The organism is Vibrio sp. 10N.286.51.B11, assembly GCF_041469245.1.
GTDB classification, from domain to species: domain Bacteria; phylum Pseudomonadota; class Gammaproteobacteria; order Enterobacterales; family Vibrionaceae; genus Vibrio; species Vibrio crassostreae_C.
On the sequence record NZ_JBFRKI010000009.1, the window covers coordinates 112718 to 130084 of the forward strand.

Annotated in this window: 18 protein-coding genes; 9 read left to right on the top strand and 9 right to left on the bottom strand. The window is 44.6% G+C overall.

Annotation, left to right across the window (positions count from 1 at the left end; genetic code table 11):
- Nucleotides 1-126: 126 nt before the first annotated feature.
- Nucleotides 127-1842: a proline--tRNA ligase gene (locus AB4154_RS05580; RefSeq protein ID WP_065584001.1), complete on the bottom strand. Its 1716-nt coding sequence runs from the start codon at nt 1840-1842 to the stop codon at nt 127-129.
- 101 nt (nt 1843-1943) lie between these two features.
- The gene (gene tsaA / locus AB4154_RS05585; protein WP_017063354.1) at nt 1944-2639 is read right to left on the bottom strand and encodes a tRNA (N6-threonylcarbamoyladenosine(37)-N6)-methyltransferase TrmO; all 696 of its coding nucleotides are present in this window, start codon (nt 2637-2639) and stop codon (nt 1944-1946) included.
- Between the two features lie 124 nt (nt 2640-2763).
- Here tsaA and AB4154_RS05590 point away from each other — a divergent pair, with 124 nt between their 5' ends.
- The 3 genes from AB4154_RS05590 (at nt 2764) to AB4154_RS05600 (ending at nt 5125) form a co-directional block, all read left to right on the top strand.
- Nucleotides 2764-3024: a type B 50S ribosomal protein L31 gene (locus AB4154_RS05590; RefSeq protein ID WP_017066390.1), complete on the top strand. Its 261-nt coding sequence runs from the start codon at nt 2764-2766 to the stop codon at nt 3022-3024.
- 1 nt (nt 3025) lies between these two features.
- Nucleotides 3026-3151: a type B 50S ribosomal protein L36 gene (gene ykgO / locus AB4154_RS05595; protein ID WP_083190210.1), complete on the top strand. Its 126-nt coding sequence runs from the start codon at nt 3026-3028 to the stop codon at nt 3149-3151.
- Nucleotides 3152-3538: 387 nt separating this feature from the next.
- Entirely contained in the window at nt 3539-5125 is a 1587-nt protein-coding gene (locus AB4154_RS05600) for an AbgT family transporter (RefSeq protein ID WP_372122435.1), read from the top strand.
- A gap of 112 nt (nt 5126-5237) precedes the next feature.
- Here the strand turns inward: AB4154_RS05600 and AB4154_RS05605 are convergent, their stop codons facing one another.
- The gene (locus tag AB4154_RS05605) at nt 5238-5681 is read right to left on the bottom strand and encodes a YaiI/YqxD family protein (RefSeq protein ID WP_017063355.1); all 444 of its coding nucleotides are present in this window, start codon (nt 5679-5681) and stop codon (nt 5238-5240) included.
- A 55-nt stretch (nt 5682-5736) separates the two neighbouring features.
- The gene (locus AB4154_RS05610; protein ID WP_017069390.1) at nt 5737-6024 is read right to left on the bottom strand and encodes a hypothetical protein; all 288 of its coding nucleotides are present in this window, start codon (nt 6022-6024) and stop codon (nt 5737-5739) included.
- 768 nt (nt 6025-6792) lie between these two features.
- On the opposite strand from AB4154_RS05610, the gene AB4154_RS05615 reads away from it, so the two are divergent.
- Nucleotides 6793-7311 carry a GNAT family N-acetyltransferase gene (locus AB4154_RS05615; RefSeq protein WP_017060749.1) on the top strand — a complete coding sequence of 173 codons (519 nt, stop codon included), beginning with the start codon at nt 6793-6795 and terminating at the stop codon, nt 7309-7311.
- Here the strand turns inward: AB4154_RS05615 and AB4154_RS05620 are convergent.
- On the bottom strand, nt 7277-7585 hold the full coding sequence (locus tag AB4154_RS05620; RefSeq protein WP_017060748.1) for a DUF3301 domain-containing protein: 309 nt from the start codon (nt 7583-7585) through the stop codon (nt 7277-7279). The genes AB4154_RS05615 and AB4154_RS05620 overlap by 35 nt on opposite strands.
- 84 nt (nt 7586-7669) lie before the next feature.
- On the bottom strand, nt 7670-8710 hold the full coding sequence (locus AB4154_RS05625) for a DUF3549 family protein (protein WP_017060747.1): 1041 nt from the start codon (nt 8708-8710) through the stop codon (nt 7670-7672).
- Nucleotides 8711-8797: 87 nt separating this feature from the next.
- Here AB4154_RS05625 and AB4154_RS05630 point away from each other — a divergent pair, with 87 nt between their 5' ends.
- Complete coding sequence (locus tag AB4154_RS05630; protein ID WP_017063358.1) at nt 8798-9112, top strand: YqcC family protein; 315 nt, start codon at nt 8798-8800, stop codon at nt 9110-9112.
- The gene (gene truC / locus AB4154_RS05635; RefSeq protein ID WP_017060745.1) at nt 9112-9861 is read left to right on the top strand and encodes a tRNA pseudouridine(65) synthase TruC; all 750 of its coding nucleotides are present in this window, start codon (nt 9112-9114) and stop codon (nt 9859-9861) included. The genes AB4154_RS05630 and truC overlap by 1 nt, the downstream gene beginning before the upstream one ends.
- A 153-nt stretch (nt 9862-10014) precedes the next feature.
- On the opposite strand, the gene AB4154_RS05640 is transcribed toward truC, so the two are convergent.
- The 3 genes from AB4154_RS05640 to map form a co-directional block, all read right to left on the bottom strand.
- Complete coding sequence (locus AB4154_RS05640; RefSeq protein ID WP_004734354.1) at nt 10015-10398, bottom strand: DUF3461 family protein; 384 nt, start codon at nt 10396-10398, stop codon at nt 10015-10017.
- A 181-nt stretch (nt 10399-10579) separates the two neighbouring features.
- Nucleotides 10580-13201, bottom strand: a complete 2622-nt coding sequence (glnD, locus tag AB4154_RS05645; protein ID WP_372051862.1) for a bifunctional uridylyltransferase/uridylyl-removing protein GlnD — start codon at nt 13199-13201, stop codon at nt 10580-10582.
- 138 nt (nt 13202-13339) lie between these two features.
- Nucleotides 13340-14218 (bottom strand): type I methionyl aminopeptidase, encoded by an 879-nt coding sequence (gene map, locus AB4154_RS05650; RefSeq protein ID WP_017060743.1) that lies wholly within the window; start codon nt 14216-14218, stop codon nt 13340-13342.
- 457 nt (nt 14219-14675) lie between these two features.
- Between map and rpsB the strand changes: the two genes are divergently transcribed.
- The 3 genes from rpsB (at nt 14676) to pyrH (ending at nt 17287) form a co-directional block, all read left to right on the top strand.
- Nucleotides 14676-15407 (top strand): 30S ribosomal protein S2, encoded by a 732-nt coding sequence (gene rpsB, locus AB4154_RS05655; RefSeq protein WP_032546326.1) that lies wholly within the window; start codon nt 14676-14678, stop codon nt 15405-15407.
- A gap of 141 nt (nt 15408-15548) precedes the next feature.
- Entirely contained in the window at nt 15549-16394 is an 846-nt protein-coding gene (tsf, locus tag AB4154_RS05660; protein WP_017063361.1) for a translation elongation factor Ts, read from the top strand.
- A gap of 161 nt (nt 16395-16555) precedes the next feature.
- On the top strand, nt 16556-17287 hold the full coding sequence (pyrH, locus tag AB4154_RS05665) for a UMP kinase (protein WP_017063362.1): 732 nt from the start codon (nt 16556-16558) through the stop codon (nt 17285-17287).
- Nucleotides 17288-17367 lie beyond the last annotated feature (80 nt).

Genomic DNA, 17367 nt, shown 5'->3' on the forward strand with positions numbered 1-17367 from the left:
ACAGGGGATTAACTTACGTTATTTACTCTACTGATAAATAGAAGGGAGTTTGAAGCGAAATGACAGGCACAAAAAAGGCCACCTAACGGCAGCCTTTCAATGTTTATCTAGTCAGTAATCGGATTACTAAGCTAGTTGAGCCTTAAGGTGCTCGATAACCGTGTCCATTGCGATAGCTTCTTTATCACCAGTACGACGGTTTTTGTATTCGAAGTTACCTTCGTCCATGCTGCGATCGCCGATAACGATAGTGTGAGGGATACCCACAAGCTCGATATCTTTAAACATAACACCAGGGCGCTCTTTACGGTCATCGAATAAAACTTCGATACCCATAGCTGTTAATTCAGCGTATAGCTTCTCAGCTGCTTCTTTAACGCGCTCAGATTTGTGCATGTTCATTGGTACGATAGCAACTTGGAACGGCGCTAGTGCGTCTGGCCAAGTGATACCGAATTTATCGTGGTTTTGCTCGATAGCAGATGCAACAACACGTGAAACACCGATACCGTAACAACCCATCTCTAGGATTACGCTCTTACCATCAGGACCAAGCACGTTACAGTTCATTGCTTTAGAGTAAGTATTACCCAGTTGGAAGATGTGACCCACTTCGATACCACGCTTAAGCTGGATAGTACCTTTACCACATGGGCTAAGGTCACCTTCAACTACGTTACGTAGGTCTTCAACTTGAGCAAGCTCAACGTCACGACCCCAGTTAATTCCGAAGTAGTGCTTACCGTCTACGTTTGCACCAGCGCCGAAGTCACTCATTACAGCAACTGAGCGGTCAACGATGAATGGTAGCTCTAGGCCAACAGGGCCAAGTGAACCAGGACCAGCGCCAACAAGTGCACGGATTTCTTCTTCAGAAGCCATCTCTAATGGAGAAGCAACCTGTGGAAGGTTTTCTGCTTTCACTTCGTTAAGCTCGTGGTCACCACGGATGATTAGAGCAATGATATCTGCTTCTACTTCATCAGATGCTTTAACGAATAGAGTCTTAACTGTCTTCTCGATTGCTAGACCGTGTTGCTCTACCAATTCTGCGATAGTTTTCGCATTTGGTGTATCAACCAGTTCCATCTCTTGAGTTGGTGCTGCTGCATCTTCAGTAGGAGCAAGTGCTTCTGCTTTTTCGATGTTTGCTGCGTAATCTGACTCAGTTGAGAATGCGATTAGGTCTTCGCCGCTTTCAGCAAGAACGTGGAACTCTTGAGAGCCGCTGCCGCCGATTGCGCCAGAGTCTGCCAATACTGGACGGTATTCAAGGCCCATACGGTCGAATGCTTTACAGTAAGCATCGTGCATCGCTTGGTAAGACTTTTCTAAGCCTTCTTTGTCGATATCAAAGCTGTACGCATCCATCATAGAGAATTCACGTGCACGCATTACGCCAAAACGAGGGCGGCGCTCATCACGGAATTTAGTCTGGATTTGGTACAGATTTAGAGGTAGCTGTTTGTAAGAGCTGATCTCGTTACGTACTAGACTCGTTACCACTTCTTCAGCTGTTGGGCTAAGAACAAATGGACGAGAGTGACGGTCTGTGAAACGAAGTAGCTCAGGCCCCATCTTTTCAGAACGGCCAGTCTCTTCCCAAAGCTCAAACGGTTGAACTACGGGCATCAAGATTTCAACGGCACCTGCATTATCGATCTCTTGGCGAACGATATTTTCGACTTTACGCAGTACACGTAGACCAGTAGGTAGCCAAGTATATAAACCTGAAGCTAGCTTACGGATCATACCTGCACGTAGCATCAGCTGGTGGCTGATAACTTCTGCGTCGTTTGGAGTCTCTTTCAGAGTAGAAAGAAGGTAGTTACTGGTACGCATTCTATGGTATCCGTTTCATCATTGATAAAAGAAAACTTGCTGTCGTTCGTAACCACAGCAAATCTGATATAGCCGCATATAATATCAGCCTATTTGGGATCTCAAAAGCGTTCAATGTCAGTTACATTGATGAAAAGCGTTTCAACCACGAATTTCACGTTAAGATTGAACAAATTTACCGCATATTCCTTGTTGTCAGGCTTACCTTTCTTATAGGCAGGGCGAGGATCTTGGCCTAATACTTCTTTGATCACCTGAATGATATGGCGCGCTTGTGGATGGCTTGCGAGCTTACTTTGCGCTTGCTGCGAAAAGTTAACGTCGAGCACTTCTGGTTCATCGGCGGCAAACCCTCCCAATGCATCCGGAATCGAATCTGAATAGGGGATATAAGGCTTGATGTCGATGATCGGTGTACCGTCTACTAAGTCGACGCTGCCGAGATCCAACCAAGTCTGTCCTTTCTCTTGAGACACACCTTTTAGTTCAACCGCAGACATGCCAATTCCATTTGGTCTGAATGTGGCACGTGACGCGAATACACCAATACGTTCATTCCCGCCAAGGCGAGGTGGCCTCACAGTTGGTTTCCAGCCTGCTTCAAGGTTCTTGTCGAACAGAAATAGTAACCAAACATGGCTAAATTGCTCTATATCACGAACAGACTCAAGGCAGTTTGCTGCATCAACCAATCTGACTCTTGAGGTGGATGTGGGTACCAACCTGGGCTGCCTTGGCACAGCGAACTTCTCTTTATAAGGAGACTCAATAAAGCCAACAGGTTCAATTGTGTACATAGTTGGGTGTTCTCTGATTACGATTAAGACGGAAAAATATCATAAAATCGCTTGTTTTTCTTTTGATAACAATTGTCACTTGTAGTGTTATAACATATCAAGTTGGTTATTTAAGGGGAATACAATGAAACCGAATATCCATCCAGATTACCGTCCCGTGGTTTTTCATGATACCAGTGTCGATGAGTACTTCTTAATCGGCTCAACGCTAAAAACAGACCGTACTATCGAATGGGAAGTCGGCAATACTTACCCTTACTTCACGATTGAGGTGTCGCCAAAGTCGCATCCTTTCTATACGGGTAAACAACGAGTGCTACATAAAGAGGGACGCGTTGCGAACTTCACTCGTCGTTTTGGTCAATTAGGTAAGGGAGCGAAATAGAATGAAAGTTGTGAAATCACTTAAAAGCGCGAAAAGCCGCCATCCTGATTGCCAGATAGTAAAGCGCAGAGGTCGTCATTATGTTATCTGCAAAACCAATCCGAGATTCAAAGCGGTTCAGAATTAGTCAGTCAAATTGATGTGACGCGAGTGTAAAAACGAGGGGAAAGTCAAACTTCATTCATTTGTCTGTTTTTCTTTTCCCTCGAGAAGAACCTGACAGGATATTGCGTATTAACTTAGAGTATGGCGTGTTTTATTTTCAATTGAATCAATGAGTTATATCATCAGTTATATTTGTAGTGAATGTGTGTTTGTGAATTATAAATCTATATCTTGTATTTAATGTAGATTTATTTGCTAATTAATTGTTCGAATTGAGTTGAAAATCGTCGTTTGTTACACATTTTGTAACATTTTGAATTTCTAATTGATAATTTTGTCGCGTACCCTTCGCTGGCAATTTGAACATTTTTGTCACAATTGCATAGGAATCACTACAAGGAGGGAACTGATGAGTTCATCAGCTTCAATAAAAAACAACTCGCCAAAGAAACCTATTTTTACCCGTTTTCTCGATGGTGTTGAATATTTGGGGAACCTATTACCCCACCCGATCACTCTTTTCGCAATCTTCTGTGTCGCTATTTTAGTTACTTCAGGTATAGCAGGATATTTTGATGTCTCTGTTATGGACCCTCGTCCAGAAGGTGCTCCAGGTCGTGCTGCTGACGGCATGATCTACGTTGTAAGCTTACTTAATGCTGAAGGCTTACAGCTCATTGTTACTAATCTAGTGACAAACTTTGTTGGCTTTGCGCCATTAGGTACCGTGCTTGTTGCAATGCTAGGTGTAGCGATTGCTGAGCACTCAGGTCTATTATCTGCGGCGATGCGTGGCATGGTAATGGGCGCATCTAAGCGCATGGTTACGGTAACCGTAGTTTTCGCAGGTATTATCTCTAACACGGCTTCAGAGCTTGGCTATGTAGTACTTATCCCGCTTGCAGCAATGCTTTTCCACTCTTTGGGTCGTCACCCATTAGCAGGTCTAGCGGCAGCATTTGCTGGTGTATCTGGTGGTTACTCTGCAAACCTTCTAATCGGTACGGTTGACCCGCTGCTTTCTGGTATTACTACAACAGCAGCACAAATGATTGACCCGACTTACAACGTTGGTCCTGAATCAAACTGGTACTTCATGTTTGTTTCTACTTTCTTCATCGCGATTACAGGTGCATTTGTAACTGAGAAGATTGTTGAACCAAAACTGGGTAAATACAACGACGAAGAAGCGTCTGAAGATTTATCAAATGATTCAATGGGCAAGCTAACAGACGTTGAGAAGAAAGGCCTTAAGTTTGCGGGTATCGCAGTGCTAGCGGTTTCAGCGCTTCTTGCTTGGACGATTGTTCCAGCTGATGGTGTTCTACGTTCAGCAGCAGGTACGGTTTCAGGTTCTCCATTCCTGAAAAGTATCGTAGCGTTCATCTTCGTATTCTTCGCAGTTCCTGGTTTTGTTTACGGTAAAGCTACCGGCACAATGAAAACAGACCGTGATGTAATCAATGCAATGTCTAAGTCTATGTCTTCAATGGGCATGTACATCGTACTTGTGTTCTTCGCTGCTCAGTTTGTTGCTTTCTTCAAGTGGACTAACTTCGGTCAAGTATTCGCAGTTGCAGGTGCTACTTTCCTACAGGATATCGGCCTAACGGGTCCAATGTTGTTCTTCGCATTCATCCTAATGTGTGGCTTCATTAACCTGATGATCGGTTCAGCTTCTGCTCAGTGGGCAGTAACAGCGCCAATCTTCGTTCCAATGCTAATGTTAGTAGGTTACGCACCTGAAACGATTCAAGCGGCTTACCGTATCGGTGATTCAACAACCAACATCATTACGCCAATGATGAGCTACTTTGGTCTTATCCTAGCTGTAGCGACGCGTTACATGAAGAACCTAGGTATCGGTACTCTGATTGCAACTATGCTTCCATACTCAATCGTATTCTTGGTTGGTTGGAGCTTAATGTTCTACGTTTGGGTATTCGTATTTGGCCTACCAGTAGGTCCAGGTGCTGCAACGTACTACACGCCTTAGTTGTAGAGTAGGGGAAACCTTCTTCTAATTGATATTAAAAAAACCTGCATTGTTTGCAGGTTTTTTGATTTTTTATGGAGAGATAGAACTAGGTTAAGCTCGGATGAGCCAGCTAGCGTTTGGCTAGAATTCTATCTAAGTGGTTGGCAAACTCACGACGGTCGGTTTGAGAAAGGGCACTTGGTCCACCCGTTTGGATGCCACTTGAGCGCATGGTATCCATAAAGTCACGAATGTTCAGACGCGCTTTAATGGTCTCTTTGGTGTAAAGCTCACCACGAGAGCTGAGTGCTTGCCCACCTTTAGTGATCACTTCGTCAGCCAGAGGGATATCGGATGTAATCACAAGATCGCCGGGTTCAGTGCGCTTTACGATTTCATCATCAGCAATATCAAACCCGCTTGGCACTTGAATTGAGTGAATGTTATTGCGTTTAGGAACGGGAACCAGATGGTTTGCCACAAAGGTACATTCAACCCCTGTGCGCTCAGCTGCGCGTACGATTGTTTCTCGGATAACCTTTGGACAAGCGTCCGCATCAACCCATATCTTCATAGTGTTCTAATTTCTCTGTTAGCTTATTTATCGGTCAACTTATTGCTCAGTTGCCTTATTGATCAGTTAGTTTAGCTTCAAGCATGGCAACGCGAGCAGTGAGTTCAAGGATTTGCTTTTCCAGTTGGCTAACACGATCAAGTGCTGGCTCTTCTTGTGTCGCGACTTCAACTTTAGGAACACGATTTGCGCTTTTCCAGCTCTTGATGGTCGTGATTAAAGCGGGCATCGGAACGGATGTGCTCATACGAGCCTTAACTAAAGCAACTGTCGGCTCTTTCCCTTGCGCTTGCAGTCCTTCAAGCACTGATTTCAACTCTTCAGAAACATCTTTTGTCAGCATGTTGATCTCCATTTTTAGTCTTTAGTCATTTTACTCGCTCTGGTGAATGATAGCGAATCATAAAACCGCCCATGGCTTGTAAGAGATCTCTTACAAAGGTTGTGAGATAACACGAATACATCGCTAGAGAGATTGATGTGCACATGATTAAGGTGTTGAATTTTAATTGTTTTATATAATTAACAACTTTCTTGAATTCAAAATGTGATGCAAATCTATTGTCCGAAATCCTAAATCGCGTAAATTAAACCTTGTCGGAAGGATTCTGACACGGAACAGGAAAGCACCAAGGATTTGGTTATCTTCAGGATGAAGATTTGGTTACTTAGGATTGAGTGATCAAGCATGGAGCGTAAGGACATTGTAGGGATACAGTCAGTTAACAGGAAGTTAGCTGCAACGGAATGACAATGGACACCTTTAGGATTAAAGGGTTGGATTAGCATCAGGACGATGTAAAGGACACCGCTCACGGAACAAGTGATGTGCGCTAACTAGGATTGTTAGCTTTCAGGATGATTGGACACCGCTAGGACGGCGAAGTAAAGGAAAGAGCTGAAGGATTACAGCCACTATTATGGATGATGCATGGAGCATTAATTAGTAGCCGGACTGCTGCGAGTAAGACCCTAGCCCTGACACTTCGGTGTCGGGGCTTTTCTTTTCCTAAGGCTTTTTCTCTATCTAGGGGCTCTCTTTAATTCAGGAGCTTTTATCTAAGCACGCGACATCTGCTTTTCTGCTAATGGTCAACACAAGGAGTGTTTTATGACGATAGCAACCTCAAGAACGCTGTTGGTACCTTATACCGAGCAGTTAGAACATGACTTTATCAAGTTGAATTGCTGCCCCATCAATCGTGCTGAAATGAACGGGCCGCATTCTATTGCCTCTGCAAAACACCTATTTCAAGAAATACTGAACGACAACGTTGGTTTTTGCCGAGCCATTATCCACAACCAAACCCGCGAATACCTCGGGCATTTGTTTGTTTCGTCTGAAGAAGGGAAGCATGAACTGGGATTTATTCTGGACAAGGAGTTTTGGAATCAAGGCCTTGCTAGTGAAGTGCTAAAACCTTTCTTTAGTTTGGTTTGTTTTGAAGAACACCTAACGAATGTTGTCGCGACCGTTAATGTTGGTCATAACCCATCAATTAAGTTACTTGAAAAGTTAGGCTTTGCATTTAAAGAGACCAAACAAGATCAGTTTGGCCCTTATCATGAATATAGTTATACCGCGTATTGCGACGTTACATTCTATGAGGCTGTAGCTCAAACCGCATAGAACGGAAGCCCACCATGGTCAGTTTCCCTTGGTACAGGTCATCACCTAACGCTGAAAACTCAAATTGATACACGGTGTGCCAGCGCCAAATGGTGGTGAGCTCATGGCGCATCTTAAGTTTATGACCACTAAAGGCAACACTTAATAGCTGTAAGTCGAGCTCTTTACATTTTCTCGCAATGGCAGCTTTCGCAAGCTCGGATTGCCTGCGCTGTTGCCAAAACAGAAAGCAAAAGAAGCACAGCATCAAAATAGCCAATAAGTTATCTATCATTTAATCCATACTTCCTTTTATCTCTCTATTCCGTTCGTGATTTGAGCTTTTTGTTATGAGCTACTGAGCTGTTCTGTCTGGTATCTATTGCGACTTAGCCGCTTGTTGTAATTCTACAAGTGCATTGGCGAGTTCTGGTGATGGGTTCGAGTTCAATAATGGTAAAAATACCATTCTCAGTGTCGGAATCATCACTAAATCTGCAAATAACTGATTGAACAAGTTTTGGTTGCCCGTTTGTGCGAGACGCAGCAAGAACTGCTCAGCAATCGCAGGATCTTGCAGTGCGTGCCAGCTGCGACCAGCCAAACCAATCAATACTTCTTGGTGGCTTAAGCGCGGGCTAGCCAGAACTTGGTTAATTACGGCGTTGGTTGTGCTTTGCTCTGCGCCAGAAAGGGCACGTACCAGTGCTGACAGTAAGAACAGATCTGGCTCTTGACTGTTAATCTCATTCTCTGCCATTTCTTGTAAGCGTTGAGCGAGCTTGTCATTGATTTGCGTATGCTCAAGCGCCCCGAGAGTCGCGTATAGAGGTTCTGAAGGCAGCTTATTCAATGCTTTGCGAATCGCGACACCATTTTGTTGGCTGCCTAAACGAGCACACATATCAGTGATGCCTTGTAGGCCAACGGTTTTCCAGTTGTCCCAGCCTAGATCGCCTGTGAAGTAGTGTTGAGCGTGTTCGTAGTATTGGCTCGTTGCAAGGTCTAAACCTGCTCTTACTTGGCTATGGAACACGGCCATTTTGTCTTCTGAAGGCTTGAAGGTATATGGGTTGTTTGACAGCTTTTGTTGTTGCTCTTCGCTGATCTCACCGTTCAAACGTGTGCCCATCGCTTCGATAACAAACTTAAGGAAATTGCCGACATCACCTTGATGTAATAGGCCTCTTTCGTCCAGTTTGAATTTTAGGAACCAGATCCAAGGTTGCTTGTGTTCGTTCCAGTAACTAATCGCTAAGTGAGCTTGTTTCTGAAGTGGAAATGGGTACGGCTGTTTCCCTTGCTCAACATCAGAGAATAAGGTGTTGTCGATCTTCTGAATACGGCGACCTAGGTCGTAGATATCGTACTGGCAACCGCTATTCTTTAGTAACTGAGTGAGCGTGTGAATCGTTTCCATAGTAATAAAGCTCCTAACTTTCTTTCCTAAATAGATGGTACTCTATGCCCCAATTTCAAGGTCACTAGATAAATAACTTGGTGAAAAATGACAGCAGCCACAAAGTTACCTCTTTTACTTCAACAACTAGAAGAACAAATGCGCCAATGTTCGCTATGGAGCACGCTTCCGCCTTCGGATGAAGCTCTGGCGAGCGTTGAACCTTTCGGGATTGATTCGTTACAACCGGAAGAGTGGTTGCAGTGGATCTTTATCGTTAAGATCAACGCAATGATGGATGCCCAAATGAGCCTACCGAAAGGCTTTGCTATCCATCCTTATTTTGGTGAAGTGTGGAAAAATGAGGCAGACAAAGTCGAACTGCTAGTGACAATTCAGAGCATTGATGAGGTATGTGCGTAATGTTAGAGATCATTTATCAAGATGAGTACTTTGTCGCGGTGAATAAGCCCGCTGGCATGCTAGTGCATCGTTCATGGTTGGATAAACACGAAACGCAATTTGTTATGCAGACATTGCGCGATCAAATTGGTCAGCATGTATTTCCATTACACCGCTTAGACAGACCGACATCGGGTGTGTTGGTGTTTGCGTTGTCGAGTGAGGTTGCTTCACAGGTGATGCCAATGTTCGCTAATCATGAGATGCAAAAAACCTATCATGCGATTGTCCGTGGTTGGATAGAAGAGGGCGATACGCTCGATTATGCACTTAAGGTTGAGCTGGATAAGATCGCAGATAAGTTCGCGAAAGAAGACAAAGAAGCGCAAGAGGCAGTGACAGTCTATGAACCGCTAGCAAAAGTAGAAGTGCCATATTCAACAGGACGCTTTCCTACGAGCCGCTACTGCTTGGTTGAGATGATGCCAAAGACAGGTCGCAAACATCAGCTGCGTCGTCACATGGCTCATCTAAGACATCCGATTGTCGGTGATACTTCACATGGTGATGGTAAGCACAATCGACTGTTCCGTGATGATTTAGATTCGCATCGTTTGTTGTTGCACGCTTCTGAGCTTCGCTTTATCCATCCTTTCACAAAAGAAGAGTTGGTGATGAAGGCCAACCTTGATGAAACTTGGCTAAGGTTGTTTGAAACCTTTGAGTGGGATACTAACTTAATCGATGCTCAAACTTGCTTGTCTAAGTAAGTCTCGCGTGTTTAGGCAATCTCCAGTCTAAGTGAATAGAGAAAATAGAATAAAAAACAAAGGGCTGATAGTGATATCAGCCCTTTTTGTATCTGTATAACCTTAACGGCATAACTAATGTTGGTTAGTTAACAGTAATAGTTAGTCGCGGGATCATTTTAGCTTTTCTAGATCAGCTTCGATCTCAGCGATCTTGCTTGATACCACTTTCTCTAGATGGCGTAAGTCGGTAAGGATCTTCTGCTTCACATCCACCTCAGCCGTTGGCGTCGGTTTGGTGATTTTGTTGAGTTCATCAATCACAAGAGTGAGGTTGCGGTTAATCTCTGTCACTTCTTTGTATTGATTATTGCCACCGCTAACAAGCACACTTTTTACTTGTCGTGGGTACTTAAATTTAACGCTTTTCGCGAACAGTTCCCCTTTCTGCTTACGAAAGTAAATCTTCAGGATATCTTTGTGCGCTTCTTGGCGAAGGGAGTAACGTTCAATCTGTTTAGGTTCGTGGATACCTAAGCCAGTGAGGTTTGGATACATAAGCGACCTCTAGGTTATGAATGTAATACTTTTATGTAATTGACTTGATCAATGTAGCAGCCTAACGACGAGCTAGATAGTTGATATCTGTGAATTGATTGTAAGTTGTGGGCAAGATCGCTCTCTATCTTTGCCCACACTTATTTGGTTATTAAACCTGTTTTTAGACTGAATTCGCTTTCTAAGGTGCGAGTTCAGAAACGTGCTCGGTTAATCGTTCTCTTAGTGCCTGTTCTTGTTCTTCAGACAGCCTTCCTCCCGCTTCACTGGTCAGAATAAACAGATCCTCTGCTCGCTCACCTATGGTGGTGATTTTGGCACCGTGCAAGTTGATGTCTAGCTCCGCAAAGGTTGCACCGACTTGAGCCAATAACCCCGGCGTATCAAGAGCTCTTAACTCCATCAAGGTACGTTTCTTGCTCTTGGTTGGTAGGAACTCAACTAAGGTTTTGACCTTAAAGTGTTGCAAGTTACGTGGCGTGCGACGCGTCTTTATCTTAGTCGGGCGGCCATCAGTCAATACATGAGTCAGATGTTTAGCAACGGCTTTGTGTCTTGCTTCATCAATCGCTTCGCCGTGCTGGTCTAGTACGATAAAGGTATCCAAAACATGACCATCTTTGCTAACCATGACCTGCGCGTCATGAACGTTAAAGTTACGTCTGTCGAGTTCGGCAACCACGGTCGCAAACAGTGCTGCTTGGTCTTTACAATAAACGAACACTTCTGTGCCACCGCGCGTTGCTTTCTTACTGATCAGCACTAACGGTTGGCTTGGGTCTTCTAGGCGAAGTAAGTGCTCACAGTGCCAAGCGATTTGTTTATGTGTGTGACGCAAGAAATAATCGGCCTTAAAGCGTTGCCACAACACTTCAATCTCACGAGCGGTGAAGCCTTCTTTACGCAGCAGTGCTGATGCCATTTGTTGGTTGTGACGAATACGGTCTCTGACATCGACAGGGTTTTCCAAGCCGCGGCGCAGTGCTCGCTGCGTTGAGTGGAACAGCTCAGCTAACAGGGTTCGTTTCCAACTGTTCCATAGCTCAGGGTTAGTCGCACAGATATCGGCAACGGTTAAACAAACCAGTAGCTCGAGTGATTCTTCATCACGCACTTTTTTGGCGAATTCGGTGATCACATCTGGGTCGTAGATATCACGACGTTGAGCCGTTACTGACATCAATAGGTGATTTTGTACCAACCACGCGACTTGTTTGGCTTCAGGCTTCGATAGCCCGTGTTCAATACAGAAAGAGTAAGCCTCAACCGCACCTATCTCAGAGTGGTCTCCGCCGCGGCCTTTGCCGATGTCATGGAAGATAGCGGCAAGGATCAGCAACTCTTTCTTCTGTACTCGAGGATAGACTTCACAGCAGATAGGGTGCTTATCGTGGTTTTCGATTTGACCAAAGCGGTTGATGTGCTTGAGCAGGCGGATACTGTGCTCATCCACGGTGTAAACATGGAATAGGTCAAACTGCATCTGACCAACGATCTGGCTCCACTGCGGTAAGTACGCAGAGAGCACGCCCAATTTGTGCATTAAGCTAAAGGCTTTGTGTAGGGCATTAGGGTGGCGAACTAGATCCATGAACTTGTCACGAGCTTCAGGAATGGTATGCAGGAATCGGTTCAATCGACGGCGTGCCGTACGCAGTTGTCGCAATGTTGGTGGACTTACCCCTTCGATAGTCGAGTCATTGGCGATATGGATGAACATATCGAGAATGGTTTCTGGTCTTGCTTGGAATAGGGCAGGCTTGCGCGCTTCGATCAACGAACCTCGACGTTGGAAATCACTATCGAGAATTTCAGCGTCTTGGGTTTGACCGCCATTGATGATCGCTTGATCGAACAGCTTAAGCAGCATCTTATTCAGTTCAGCAACACGACGAAGGGTTCGGTAGAACTCTTTCATCATCATCTCAACACCACGGTTTCCTTCACCCGTATAACCCAGATGTTCAGCGACTTGAGCTTGATGCGCGAACGTTAAACGGTTGTCGTAACGGCGCAGTTCAATATGCAATGCAAAGCGAACACGCCATAAAAAATCTTGGCACTCAACGAGCTCACGATATTCAGCATCGGTCAGAAAGCCGTATTTGCTCATCTCTAACAAAGAGGTCGCGCCGAAGTGGCGACGCGCAACCCAGCTCAGGGTATGGATGTCTCTGAGCCCTCCCGGAGTCGATTTGATGTCCGGTTCTAAATTATAGGTGGTGTCGTGGTAGCGAGCATGACGCTCTCTCTGTTCTTGAATCTTGGCTTTGTAAAACGTCTCACTTGGCCAAAATGAATCGGAATGAATCTTCAGTTTTAGTTCTTGGAAAGTGTCTTCACTACCACATAACAATCGCGACTCTTGTAGGTTGGTCGCGACGGTTAAATCATCGATGCCGATATCGAGACACTCAGTAATAGTTCGCACAGCATGGCCAACTTCGAGCTTTAAATCCCAAAGTAGAGTAATGAATTGACTGACCTTTTCACCAAGAGCTGGTGGTAGTGTTTTTTGCGAGACAATGAGAATATCAATGTCAGACAAAGGATGCAGTTCGCCACGACCATAACCACCCACTGCGACAAGTGAAATATGAGGCAGTTTGTTGAATCCGAAATTTTCCCACAAACGATTGAGAAGTAAATCCATGTATTCGGAGCGCAGTAGAACCAAATCGGTGACGGGATGGTGGTTCAGAAATTCATTTTTTTGATACTGCGTGAAGATCTCGAGCTGATTTTTTAATTCGCAGATTTCAATTTGTTCGTCATTGAACGTAAGAGGGCATTGATAAGGCATAGTCTGCTATCCGTGCAAGCAAATGAGAATAGTAAACAATTTAACAGAAGCTGATGGAAAATCGAAATTGAGTGGATAAAAAATATCCTCGACAATGCGAGGATATTTTTAAAAGGCTGATGCGCTCAGTTCGGTGAACTAAGCGTTCTTCATGATACGTGGGATTGTATCATCGCTGCGCAGTGTTAGTACTTCACAACCAGTATCAGTTACAACCAGAGTGTGCTCCCATTGAGCCGAGTTCTTGCTGTCTGCTGTGTATACTGTCCAGCTATCTTCGTCATCAAGACGACAGCCAAACTTACCCGCGTTGATCATTGGCTCGATAGTGAAGCACATGCCTGCTTTTAGCACGGTGCGATCGCTGTTCTTGTAGTGAACTACTTGTGGATCTTCGTGGAATTCAGAACCAATGCCGTGACCACAGTAATCTTTAACAATAGAGAACTTAGCGCGTGGGTTGTTCTTGTTGTTTGTTTTGATGTACTTCTCGATAGCAGTACCGATTTGACCAAGTTGAACACCTGGCTTAACTTGGCGCATGCCTTCGTAAAGTGCTTCTTGAGCAACCATGCACAGACGCTTGTTTGCAGGTGAAACCTCACCCACTAGGAACATCTTAGAGGTGTCACCGTGGTAGCCTTGAGGGCGAGTACTAAGATCGGCATTTGCGTCATCAGGGATGATAACTGTGATATCAACGTTCAGAATGTCGCCATCTTTGAGTACCGCAGGTTTGAATTGACCTGTGCTACCCGTCTCGTCTTGTGACGCGGGAATGCCGTGACACACAATATGATTGATAGACGTACAGATAGACTTAGGGAAACCGTGGTAATCGAGTGGCGCAGAGTATGCACCTCTTTCTAGAGCGTACTCATGACAAAGCGTATTGAGCTCTTCCGTCGTGGTACCCACTTGGATGTGAGGTTCGATCATCTCAATAATGTCAGCGGCCAGCTTGCCGGCGACGCGCATTTTTTCAATTTCTTCAGCAGTTTTAATTTTTACAGCCATTGCATATCTCTTAATTTGGTAGCACCTAAGTGTGCATATTGGGGTTATTCTATCAGTGCAGCATTTTAGCGCAACATTCCCATGCCCATACATTGCTGGTGGATACTGCTCAACGTGAGTGAATCGTGATCAATTTATTGAGACAGAAGTGAATGAATAGCGACACTATTTATAGGTGAAATTCGCCGATAGGGATCAGTATAGCAGTCGCCATTTTTAGAATTTTTTCTAGCCATAGATAGACAAAATATGGTATAAAGCGCGCCGGACATCAGGACTGTTTTCTCCAATTGGCGAAATAAGCTTTATGTCCACTAACTTATTTCTTTAAATCACACACATTCCGACACATGTTCCGGGGTGCCTCAACAACACAGATAACGGCTGAAAAGTGGTTAGTTGTTAGGGGTCGGATTCATGGGGGATGTGGAGGCCTAACCCCATAGAGGATTTTAAAATGGCAACTGTATCAATGCGCGATATGCTTAAAGCTGGTGTTCACTTCGGTCACCAAACTCGTTACTGGAACCCAAAAATGAAGCCATTCATCTTTGGTGCTCGTAACAAAGTACATATCATCAACCTAGAAAAAACTGTACCAATGTTCAACGAAGCTCTAGCAGAAATCGCTAAAGTTGGTGAGAAGAAAGGTAAAGTTCTTTTCGTTGGTACTAAGCGCGCTGCATCTGAAGCTGTTAAAGAAGCTGCTGTAAACAGCAACCAGTTCTACGTTAACAACCGCTGGTTAGGCGGTATGCTAACGAACTACAAAACTGTTCGTCAGTCTATCAAGCGTCTGAAAGAACTTGAAGCGCAAGCTCAAGACGGTACTTTCGACAAGCTAACTAAGAAAGAAGCTCTAATGCGCACTCGTGAAATGGAGAAGCTAGAGAAGTCTCTTGGTGGTATCAAGAACATGGGCGGCCTACCAGACGCTCTATTCGTAATCGATGCTGATCACGAACACATCGCAGTTAAAGAAGCAAACAACCTAGGTATCCCAGTTTACGCTGTAGTTGATACTAACTCTAACCCAGACGGCGTTGACTTCGTTATCCCAGGTAACGACGATGCAATCCGTGCAGTACAGCTTTACCTAAACGCTGCTGCAGACGCGGTTAAAGAAGGTCGTAACAAAGACGTTGCTGCTGTAGCTGCTGAAAAAGATGGTTTTGTAGAAGCTGAATAATAGCGGCTCTGAATCACGCTTGGCTTAGCTAATATAGATTTTGAAATCTTTATTAAATGTAAGCTAAGTTATAGTTAGATCGGGGGCCTCATTTTGGCCCCTGATTTTTACCTTATTTTCGAATCAACCGAGGAATAGAGAATGGCAACTGTAACTGCTGCTCTAGTTAAAGAACTTCGCGAGCGCACTGGCGCTGGCATGATGGAATGTAAGAAAGCGCTTGTAGAAGCAAACGCTGACATCGAACTAGCAATTGAAAACATGCGTAAATCTGGCGCAGCGAAAGCAGCTAAGAAAGCTGGTAACGTTGCTGCTGAAGGCGCAATCATCATCAAAGAAGAGAACGGTGTAGCTGTTCTTCTTGAAGTTAACTGCCAAACTGACTTCGTAGCAAAAGATGCTAGCTTCACTGCGTTTGCAGAAGAAGTTGCAGCTGCAGCAGTAGCTTCTAAAGCTTCTGTAGAAGAGCTACAAGCACAGTTCGAAGAAACTCGCGTTGCTCTAGTTGCTAAAATCGGCGAAAACATCAACATCCGTCGCGTAGCTTACGTTGAAGGTGCTGCACTAGCTTCTTACCGTCACGGTGAGAAAATCGGTGTTGTTGTAGCTGGTGAAGGCGAAGCTGAAACTCTTAAGCACGTTGCTATGCACGTTGCTGCTTCTCGTCCTGAGTTTGTTAACCCAGAAGACGTACCAGCAGACGTAGTTGCTAAAGAGAAAGAAGTTCAAGTTGAAATCGCTATGAACGAAGGCAAGCCTCAAGAGATCGCTGAGAAAATGGTTATCGGCCGTATGAAGAAATTCACGGGCGAAATCTCTCTAACTGGTCAAGCTTTCATCATGGAACCTAAGAAAACTGTTGGCGAAATCCTTAAAGAAAAAGGCGCTGCAGTATCTAACTTCGTACGTCTAGAAGTTGGTGAAGGTATCGAGAAAGCTGCTGAAATGAGCTTCGCTGACGAAGTTGCAGCGGTACAAAAAGGTTAATCCTTAGCGTATTGTTTGAAAAAAGACCGTGGCAAATGCTGCGGTCTTTTTATGAATAGTGAACTATTTTTGAAGGCAACGTTAGTGGTTATGAATGCAAACTGACTTACTCAGTTTTTATCCATGACTGTTAATCATCAACTCTTTGGAAGGTAAACTCCATGACTACGAACCCTAAACCAGTGTATCAACGTATTCTGTTAAAACTTAGCGGTGAAGCGCTACAAGGCGAAGAAGGTTTTGGTATTGACCCAACGATCCTTGATCGTATGGCTCAAGAAGTAAAAGAATTGGTTGAACTAGGCGTTCAAGTTGGTGTTGTTATCGGTGGCGGTAACTTGTTCCGTGGTGCTGGTCTTGCTGAAGCTGGCATGAACCGCGTTGTTGGTGACCACATGGGTATGCTTGCAACAGTAATGAACGGCCTTGCTATGCGTGACGCGCTGCACCGTGCTTACGTAAACGCACGTGTAATGTCTGCAATTCCTCTAAAAGGCGTGTGTGACGATTACAACTGGGCAGACGCAATCAGCCAACTACGTCAAGGTCGCGTTGTGATCTTCTCTGCTGGTACTGGTAACCCATTCTTCACTACTGACTCTGCTGCATGTCTACGTGGTATCGAAATCGAAGCTGACGTAGTTCTAAAAGCGACAAAAGTAGATGGTGTATTTACTGCTGACCCAGTAGCAAACCCAGACGCAGAGTTGTATGATACGTTGTCTTACAACACGGTTCTTGATAAAGAACTTAAAGTAATGGACTTGGCTGCATTTACGCTAGCACGTGATCACAAAATGCCAATCCGTGTATTTAACATGAATAAACCAGGCGCACTACGTCGCGTGGTTATGGGTGAAACTGAAGGTACATTAATCAGCGACGCTGACTAATTTTTCGGGCTTACTGAGGTGTTGTACCTTGGTAAGCTTATCCTTATCACTCCAAATAAAAAGCTTTCTTGAAGAAAGAA